Origin of the sequence: Streptomyces niphimycinicus, assembly GCF_018883605.1 — a bacterium.
Classification (GTDB): domain Bacteria; phylum Actinomycetota; class Actinomycetes; order Streptomycetales; family Streptomycetaceae; genus Streptomyces; species Streptomyces niphimycinicus.
Map to the genome: position 1 here is coordinate 1 of NZ_JAHLEM010000767.1, position 7637 is coordinate 7637.

Sequence of the window (7637 nt, forward strand, 5' to 3'; positions counted from 1 at the left end):
GCACGGACATCCAACTCCCCATACGACAGCGACACACCACCCGCCACCACCGCCACCGCATCCGGCGTCCGCGCCACCCGCTCCTCGAACACCTCCACCACCGAACGACCCGGCACCTCACCCGCCGTGTCATTCCAATCCCACAGCACCGACCGCGCCTCGGCCTCATCCAGCACATCGATGCGGCCGAGCGGCAGCTCGGGCTCGGCGACCAGGGCGTGCAGGATCCGCACAAAGCGGTCCAGGATGCGCTGGGCGGCGGCTTCCTCGAAGACGTCGGGCCGGTAGTTGAGCCTGAACAGCATGGTGTCGCGTGCGGAGCCGACCAGCATCAGCGGGTAGTGGGTGGCTTCGCGGTCCTTGCCGGGGACGAGGCGGACGGCAGCGGCGATGCCCTCTTCGGCGGTGGCGGCACGGTCGACGGGATAGTTCTGGAACACCATGGAGGTGTCGAAGAGCTCGCCGTGGCCCACCGCGCGCTGGATCTCGGCGAGTTCGAGGTGCTGGTGCGGGGTGAGGCGGGTCTGCTCGGCCTGGACGCGGGTGAGGAGTTCGGCGAACGGTTCGGCGGCTCGCAGCCGGATCCGGGTGGGCAGGGTGTTGATGAAGAGGCCCACCATCCGTTCGACGCCGTCGATCTGCGGCGGGCGCCCGGAGACGGTGGTGCCGAAGACGATGTCGTCGCGGCCGGTGTGCCGGGCGAGGGTGATCGCCCAGGCGGTCTGTACGACGGTGTTGAGGGTGATGCCGCGGCTGCGGGCGATCTCGGTCAGGGCGGCGGTGTCGGACCGGGAGAAGGAGGCGAGGACCTCGGCGGACGCGACCGTGGTGCGGGCGATTCCGGGGGCCACCGGGCTGGGTTCGGCGAGGCCGGCGAACGCCTCGCGCCAGGCGGTGCGGGCCGCCTCGCGGTCCTGTGCCGCCAGCCAGCCGAGGTAGTCGCGGTAGGGGCGTACCCGGGGCATGGCGCTGTCGTCGCCGTGGGCGTCGTAGAGCGCGCACAGTTCGGCCATCAGGACCGGCAGCGACCAGCCGTCCAGCACCAGGTGGTGGTTGGTCAGCACCAGGCGGTGGAGCGAGGGGCCGAGCCGGAGGAGTGTGAAGCGCAGCAGCGGGGGCCGGGTCACGTCGATCCGGGTGCTCCGGTCGGCGGTCATGGCCTCGGCCGCGGCAGCGGTCCGCTCGTCCTCGGGCAGCGCGGTCAGGTCGGTCTCGGTCCAGGGCAGCGGCACGGTGCGCATCACCACTTGCGCCCAGTCGCCGTTCTTGCGCTGGCGGAAGGCGGCGCGCAGGGTGGCGTGGCGGGCCAGGAGGGCCTCGGCGGCGGTGCGCAGGGTGGCCGTGTCCAGCGGGCCCTCGATGTCGAAGGCGGCCTGGACGACGTAGGGGTCGAGTTCGCCCTGGTCGTAGACGCTGTGGAAGAGCAGGCCCTCGTGGAGCGGGGCCAGCGGCAGGATGTCCTCGATCTTCCGCGGGGTGCGACTCACTTGCGGGCCTCTTCTTCGTCTTCAGGAGCGTGTACGTCGTCGTATGCGGCCGGCTCTTCGTCGTCCGGCAGGTCGTCGAAAAGGTCGCCGAGTTCGTCCTCGAACGCCTCGATCTCGTCCTGGGTGATCGAGGACAGGGAGACGTCGGAGGGGGTGAGCCCACCGGCCTCGGGGTTCTCGGCGTGGGCCACGAGAGCGTGGAGTGCCCGGAACCACAGGTCGGCCAGTTCGCGGACCTCGTCCTCGTCGAGGATCCCCGCGGCCCAGCTCCAGTAGGCGACGAGCCGCGATCCCTGGGGGCCGTCGTGTGTACGGGCGTTGACCTCCAGGGCGTGGGCGAGCGGCAGGTGCGGCGGGTCGCCGGCGACGCCGTCGATGCCGATGAGCGGGGTCCAGTCGGCGTTCTGGCCGCCGGCGGCGGTGGAGAAGCGCCCCAGGTAGTTGAAGGCGACCTGCGGGTCCCGCAGCCCGTCGAACCCCTCGGCCGTGGCGGGGTTGAGGTGGCGGACGAGGCCGTAGCCCATGCCCTTGTCCGGCACCGCCCTCAGTTGTTCCTTGACGCGTTTGAGGATGTCTCCGGCGCCGCGCCCGCCCGCGAACGCCTCGGCGAGGTCGGCGGCGCCCGTCTCCAGGCGCACGGGGTAGAGGTTGGTGAACCAGCCGACCGTGCGGGACAGGTCGGCGCCGCGCACGAGGTGTTCCTCGCGGCCGTGGCCCTCCAGGTCGAGGAGGAGGCCGGTGTCCCCGCGCCACTGTTCCCACGCCAGGGTGAACGCGGTCAGCAGAACGTCATTGACCTCGGCGTTGAACGCGGCGGGCACTCGGGTCAGCACGGCTTCGGTGACGTTCACCGGCAGGGTGACGCTGATCCGGCCGGCGGCCGCGGTCGTGTCCCGGGCGGGGTCCAGCGCCCGGCGCCCGAGTCCGCGGTCCTCCTTGCGGAGGGTTTCCTGCCACCAGGCGGCGTCGGCGACCCAGGTCGGTGCGGCCGCTTCCTCGGTCAGCCGCTGGGCCCAGCGGCGCAGCGAGGTGCCCACGGGCTGGAGTTCGGGGGTGCGCCCGGCGGCGATGGCCTCGTGGGCTTCCGCGAGGTCGGGCACCAGGATGCGCCAGGACACTCCGTCGACGACCAGGTGGTGGACGAGGAGGAGCAGCAGGCCCGGGGTGTCCGCGCCACGGTCGAACCACACGGCCTGTACGACCGTGCCCCGGTCCAGGTCGAGCCGGTCCCTGGCGCTCTCGCCCGCCGCCCGTACCAGCGCGCCGAGTGCGGTTTCGTCGGGATTCCGGCCGTCCTGTCCGTCGACCGTCACCCGGCGCACCAGGGGCGCGGCGTCGACCGTGCCGGGTTCCCGTATCTCCATTCGGCGTTCGGGTCCGGCGGTGAGCCGGGCCCGCAGGGCGTCATGGTGGTCGAGGAGCGCCTGGAGGGACTGGGTGAGGGTGTCGAGGCGCAGCGCCGCGGGGGTCTGGAGGACGACGGACATGTTGAACCCGTCCAGGTCATCGCCGCGCCGCAGCAGCCAGTGCGCGATCGGGGTGAGGGGCACCTCGCCGATACCGGCGCCCGGCTCCTCGGCGGCGACTCCCGCCACCTCCGTGACGACCTCGGCGAGCGCGGCCACGGTGCGGTGCTCGAAGATGTCGCGGACCGACAGTTCGAGTCCGGCGCGCCGGGCCCGGCCGACCATCTGGATGGACATGATGCTGTCGCCGCCGAGGTCGAAGAAGCCCTCGTCGATGCCGACCCCGTCCAGCCCCAGCACCTCGGCGAACAGCCCGCACAGCGTCTTCTCGCGCTCGGTGCGCGGGCCCCGGCCGGTGCCGTCGCGGTCGGTGGCGGGGGCGGGGAGCGCGCGCCGGTCGAGCTTTCCGTTGGCGGTGAGGGGCAGTTCGGGCAGGACCGTCACGGCCGAGGGGACCATGTAGTGCGGCAGGTGCTGTTCGAGGTGGCCGCGCAGGGTGGGCACGAGGTCGGCTTCGTCGTGGACACCTTCCGGTACGACGTAGGCGACCAGCCTGGTCGTCCCGGGGGTGTCCTCGCGGGTGACGACGACCGCCGTGTCCACGCTCGGATGGTCGGCGAGCACGGCCTCGACCTCGCCGGGTTCGACGCGGAAACCGCCGATCTTCACCTGGTCGTCGACGCGGCCCAGGAACTCCAGTTGCCCCAGGCGGTTCCAGCACACGATGTCACCGGTCCGGTACATCCGGGAGCCGGGGGCGCCGAACGGAGTGGCGACGAAGCGTTCGGCGGTACGGCCGGGCCGGTGCAGATAGCCGCGGGCGATCTGGGCGCCGCCGATGTAGAGCTCCCCGCGCACACCGGGCGGCACTGGCCGCAAGTTCGCGTCGAGCACATGGACCTGGGCGTTCCACAGCGGCTGGCCGATGGACGCGGCCGAGGGCCACTCGTCGGTGTCCTCGGGGAGCGTGGTGGAGGTGGCCGCGTGGGTCTCGGCCGGGCCGTAGATGTTGTGCGCCATATGGCGCCAGTCGCCGGCGCAGAACCGGCGGAGCTCGCCGCTGAGCCGGAACTGCTCGCCGCCTTGGAAGATGTCGGTGAGCGAGTCCAGTGGTTCGCCGCGGTCCTCGGCGGCGGCGAGCACCGCGTCGATCATCAAGGTGGGCGCGAACAGCTCATTGACACCGTGGCGGGCGATCCAGCCGACGAGTTCGTAGGCGTCGCGCCGGACGTGTTCCTCGGGCAGGACGAGTGTTTTGCCCGCCACCAGCGCCTGGAGGATCTCCTGTACCGCGAAGTCGAAGGCGAGGGCGAGGAACTGGGCGGTGCGGGTGCCGACGCCGCCGCTGTAGGTGTCGGTGTGCCAGGCGAGCAGGTTCATCAGCGACGCCATCGGCATCACCACACCCTTGGGGGTCCCGGTGGAGCCCGAGGTGTAGACGACGTACGCCGGATGGCGCGGGTCGAGCGGGCGGACGCGGTCGTCGTCCGTGAGGTCGGTGGCCGGGGCGTCGGCGAGCGCCCCCACGGTCGCCGGGTCGTCCAGGACGAGGCAGCGGGCGGGTCCGGTGTCCAGGAGGGGGCGGGTGGCCGTGTCGGTGATCAGGGCGCGGGGCGCGCAGTCCTCGACAATGGCGCGCAGCCGCTGCTCGGGGGCCGAGGTGTCGAGGGTGAGGTAGGCGGCGCCCGTCTTGAGGACGGCGACCAGGGAGACGATCATCTCCGCCGACCGGGGCAGGGCGATGGTCACGATGTCCTCGCCCCCGATTCCCTCGGCGGCCATGAGCCGGGCCAGCCGGTTGGCCCGGGCGTTGAGCTCCGCGTAGGACAGGGTGGTGTCCTCGGAGATCAGCGCGGTGGCACGGGGCACCTCGGCGGTCTGCCGCTCGAACAGTGCGGGCACGGTGTGCGGCGGCACCTCGCGCGGGGTTCCCATCCAGTCGTCCAGGATGTGCCGGGTTTCGGCGCGCGTCAGAATGTCGAGCCGCCCGATGGGGGCCTCCGGGTCGGCCACGACGCCTTCGAGCACCCGCAGCAGTCGGGCGGCGAAGCCGTCGGCGGTCTCCCGGTCGAAGAGGTCGGCGTTGTACTCGACTGCCGCGTGCATACCGGTCGGCTCGCCCGTGGGCCCGTAGGTCTGGTCGAAGAAGAACGCGAGGTCGAACTTGGCGCGGCCGGTCTCCGGGGCCCGTACGTCCATGGTCAGGCCCGGCAGCCTCAGCACTTCGAGGGCGTCCTGGTTGTTGTCGAAGCCGAGCAGCACCTGGAACAGGGGATGCCGGGCGAGCGAGCGGACGGGGCTCAGCACCTCGACGAGCCGCTCGAACGGCAGGTCCTGATGCGCGTAGGCGCCCAGGTTGGTCTCGCGGACCCGGCCGACGAGTTGGCTGAAGGCGGGGTCGCCGGAGGTGTCGGTGCGCAGCACCAGCGTGTTGACGAAGAATCCGACCAGGTCCTCCACGGCGGCGTCGGTGCGCCCCGCGATGGGGCTGCCGATCGGTACGTCGGTACCGGCCCCGAGCCGGGTCAGCAGCGTCGCCAGGGCCGCCTGCACCACCATGAACAGGCTCGACCGGGTGTCGCGCGCCAGGTCCGCCAGGCCCGCGTGAAGCTCCGCGGGGACCTCGAAGGCGACCCGCCCGCCCTGGTGGGACTGGCGCGGCGGCCGGGGCCGGTCGGTGGGCAGCTCCAGTTCCGCCGGGAGATCCGCGAGCGCCTGCTTCCAGTGGGCGAGTTGGCGTGAGATCTCGCTGTCGGGGTCGTCCTCGGCCCCGAGCACCTGTCGCTGCCACAGGGTGTAGTCGGCGTACTGCACCGGCAGCGGCTCCCACCGCGGGGCCTGGCCCGACTCGACGCGCGCCGTGTACGCGGACGACAGATCGCGGGCCAGCGGGCCGAGCGACCAGCCGTCGCCCGCGATGTGGTGGAGCGCGAGGACGAGAACGCACTCGCCGGTGTGCGTGGTGAACAGCCAGCCGCGGACGGGGAGTTCGCGGGTGAGGTCGAACGGGTGGGAGGCCGCGGCCCGCACCTTGTCGTCCAGTTCCTCGGGGGTGACCGTCTCCTCGATCAGCTCCGGTCGGGCCTGCGCGGCGGGCAGGATGACCTGCCGCGCGCCGGTCCCCTCCTCGGTCTCCTGCGCGAACAGCGTGCGCAGGCTCTCATGGCGCGCGACGACATCGCCGAGGGCCAGGCGCAGCGCGGTGCGGTCCAGGGTGCCGACGAGCCGCAGGGTGACCGGGATGTTGTAGGTGGCGCTGGGTCCCTCCAGGTTGTGCAGGAACCACAGCCGCTGCTGTGCGTACGACAGCGGAAGGCGGGGCGGGCGCTGGGCGGGGGTCACGGGAGGCCGGGCGCCGGACGCCTCGTCGATCACCGCGGACAGTCCCGCGACGGTCGGGTTCTCGAAGAGCCGGCGGATGGAGATCTCCACGCCGAGCACCGAGCGTACGCGGCTGAGCAGCCGTACGGCGGACAGGGAATGGCCGCCGCCGGCGAAGAAGTCGTCGTCGATGCCCACGGCGGGGACGCCCAGCAGCTCGGCGAAGAGGGTGCACAGGATCTGTTCCCGCAGGCTGCGCGGCGCCCGGGACGGCTCGGCCCGCCGGTCGGGTACGGCGGCCTCGTCCGGCCGCTCGGCGGGGGTCTCGACCAGCCGCAGCTCCCCGTCGCGGGACCAGCGGGCCACCCGGCCGGTGCGGTGCATCGCGCTGCCCTGGTCGAAGGGGCACGGGAGCGGCCGGTCGGCGTCGGTGGTATCGGTGCCGGTGGCGTCCGCGCCGCCCGGGGCCGGGCTCGGGTACGCCACGTAGAGCTGTCCGGGGACGCCGGGGGCCACCGGGCGGAGGGTCTCGTCCAGGACATAGGCCCGAGTGCCGCTCACCGCCTCGGGCAGTTCCACCCGGGACAGCACGGCGGCCACACCCGGGCGCCGGACGTCGTTCCACTCCTCGAGGACGGCCGTCCGCTCGGCGGCGTCGAGTATCTCCGCCGCGAAGACCGGCCGGTCCGGTTCCCCGACCATGGCGGCCAGCAGCCGCAGGTAGCGATCCCGGAGGGTGCGCGCCGTGTCCGGCTCGAAGAGTTCGGCACCGAACTCCAGGTCGGCGGCGATTCCCGCGGGCCTCCCCGCGTCGTCGAACCGCTCGGTCAGCTCGAAGTTGAGGTCGAACTTGGTGTCCTCGATCGGCAGCCGCTCCAGCTCCACGGCGAGCCGCGGCAGCCGGGCGACCTCGGCGACCGTGGCCCGGGGGTCGGTGTGGTGGAGCGAGAGCGACACCTGGAAGAGCGGGTGCCGGGAGAGCGAGCGCTCCGGGTTGAGCACCTCGACCAGCCGCTCGAACGGCAGGTCCTGATGGGCGTACGCCGCCAGGCTCCGCTCCCGGACCCGCTCGATCAGCTCGCCGAACGTCGGATCGCCCGAGGTGTCCGTGCGCAGCACCAGCGTATTGGCGAAGAACCCGACCAGTTCCTCGACCGCGGTGTCGGTGCGGCCGGCGATCGGGGTGCCGATGGGGATGTCGGTGCCCGCGCCGAGCCGGGTCAGCAGCGCCGCGAGCCCCGCCTGCAACACCATGAACAGGCTGGAGCGGGTCTCGCGGGCCAGCCCGTACAGCGCCTGATTGCTGCCGGGATCGTCCTCCCGGCCCAGGACCGCCCGCTGCCAGAGGCTGTAGTCGGCGTAC

At 72.6% G+C, this 7637-nt stretch carries 2 protein-coding genes; both read right to left on the reverse strand.

Annotated features, from left to right (window positions below; translation table 11 throughout):
* A partial coding sequence (locus KN815_RS42280) for a condensation domain-containing protein (protein WP_253209589.1) occupies positions 1–1487 on the reverse strand: 1487 nt, incomplete at its 3' end.
* A partial coding sequence (locus tag KN815_RS42285; RefSeq protein WP_216347081.1) for a non-ribosomal peptide synthetase occupies positions 1484–7637 on the reverse strand: 6154 nt, incomplete at its 5' end. The genes KN815_RS42285 and KN815_RS42280, both read right to left, overlap by 4 nt.